Below are 1,920 nucleotides of genomic sequence, written 5' to 3'. Positions count from 1 at the left end.
GTTCCCGTACCGGAGGTGGTTACCTTGTACAACCGACCGTTGGTCGCCTTGTAATGTCCGTCTCCGTATTTCTCACCGGCTACGCCGTCCGAGTAATAAGGGAATGTCCCGTTCAAAGGCACATCTTCGTCCCGCGTAAAGTCAGACCCGATCGGTCGGATGACGCTATCCAAGTACCTCGTGTGTCCGTTCGATCCGTCGCAGAAACTCTTCCCGACCGATCAGCTCTGCGATGTCGAACAGATTCGCCCCCGTGCTGCTCCCCACCAACGCCAATCGTAAAGTGTTCATCACCTTGCCCATCGGCAACCCCTGCTCTTCGATCCATGCGTGCGCTTTGGCTTCGAGGTTCGGAGCTGTGAAATCTTCGACCACCTCCAACTGCCGCCGCAGGTTCTGGAGGTGTTCCGGATTGTCGTCTTTCCAAAACTTCGCCACTGTCTTCGGGTCGTACTCCTGCGGAGCCTCGAAGAAGTAGGCGGCCAGCGGCCACAGGTCGCCGATGAATGTCGCCCGCTCCTTGATCAGCCCCACAATGCGTTCCACTTTCGCCACCGGCACATCGCCGTGTCCCTTCGACGCCAGTACCGGCAGGAACAGAGCCGCCAGCTCCGTGTCCGACTTGTGATGGAGGTATTGCGCATTGAACCACCGGGCCTTTTCCGGATCGAACCGCGCGCCCGACTTGCTCACCCGTTCGAGCGAGAAGAGTTCGATCAGCTCCTGCATCGAGAGAATCTCCGAGTGGTCGTTGCCCGGGTTCCAGCCCAGCAGTGCCAACAGATTCACGAAAGCTTCCGGGAAATAGCCGTCCTCGCGGTATCCCCGTGCCCCCTCGCCGCCGTCCTGCGGCTTCCATTGCAGCGGAAAGACCGGAAATCCCAACTTGTCTCCGTCCCGTTTGCTGAGCTTGCCCCCGCCGGTCGGCTTCAGCAGCAGCGGCAGATGGGCGAACCGAGGCATCCGATCTTCCCAGCCGAACGCCCGGTAGAGCATCACGTGCAGCGGCAGCGACGGCAGCCACTCCTCGCCCCGGATCACGTGGGTGATCTCCATCAGGTAGTCGTCCACGATGTTGGCCAGGTGGTAGGTGGGCAGCGCGTCGGTCGATTTGTACAGCACTTTGTCGTCCAGGGTCGAGCTGTTGACGGTCACATGCCCCCGGATCATGTCGTCCATCTCGATCGTCTCGCCTTCCGGCATCCGGAAGCGGATGGTCCACTGGTCGCCCCGCGCGATACGTGCCTTTACCTCCTCCTCCGGTAGCGCCAGCGAGGTCGCCAGCTTGGTCCGGACGGCATAATTGTAGGCGAAGGTCTCTCCCCGCCCTTCGTACTCTTTCCGGATGGCGTCCAGCTCTTCCGGGGTGTCGAAGGCGTAGTAGGCCCAGCCGGCTTTGACTAACTGTTCGGCATATTTGAGGTAGATCTCGCGCCGTTCGCTCTGCCGATACGGGGCATGCGGCCCGCCGACGCTCACCCCTTCGTCGATCTCGATGCCGCACCATTTCAGCGATTCGATGATGTACTCCTCGGCGCCCGGCACGAACCGGTGCGAGTCGGTGTCTTCGATCCGCAACAAAAAGGTGCCGCCGTGCTGACGAGCGAAAAGATAGTTGTACAAAGCGGTGCGCACGCCTCCCATATGCAACGGCCCGGTAGGGCTGGGGGCGAAACGGACTCTCACTGGTCTGTCGTTCATATCCGGATATTTCTTCTTTTTGCCCTACGAAAATACAAACTTTATTCCATTTTCGGGGAACGAAATGGGGGCTCGGAAACGAAAAATCCGAATGCTGCCGAAAAATCATTATATTTGTCAGTATAGCAATTGTTTTTTCTCTTACTGATTTTTTGTGCAGGCTGGAACTGTTCTCTTTGTGAACAAAGAGAACCAGAAAAACTTTAGAGGATGCTTACG

At 58.2% G+C, this 1,920-nt stretch carries 1 protein-coding gene; it reads right to left on the bottom strand.

Annotation, left to right across the window (positions count from 1 at the left end; all coding sequences use genetic code 11):
- Nucleotides 1-165: 165 nt before the first annotated feature.
- On the bottom strand, nt 166-1,701 hold the full coding sequence (gene gltX / locus QZ292_RS10345; RefSeq protein WP_294601272.1) for a glutamate--tRNA ligase: 1,536 nt from the start codon (nt 1,699-1,701) through the stop codon (nt 166-168).
- Nucleotides 1,702-1,920: the final 219 nt, after the last annotated feature.

The sequence above is a fragment of the uncultured Rikenella sp. genome (assembly GCF_910577125.1).
GTDB lineage: Bacteria > Bacteroidota > Bacteroidia > Bacteroidales > Rikenellaceae > Rikenella.
The sequence above is the reverse complement of the archived record's forward strand: the minus strand, read 5'-3'. Positions and strand labels throughout refer to the sequence as shown.

Bases quoted from the DNA above. Each gene is read 5' to 3' on its own strand.
- gltX (WP_294601272.1), bottom strand. From the start codon at position 1,701: ATGAACGACAGACCAGTGAGAGTCCGTTTCGCCCCCAGCCCTACCGGG.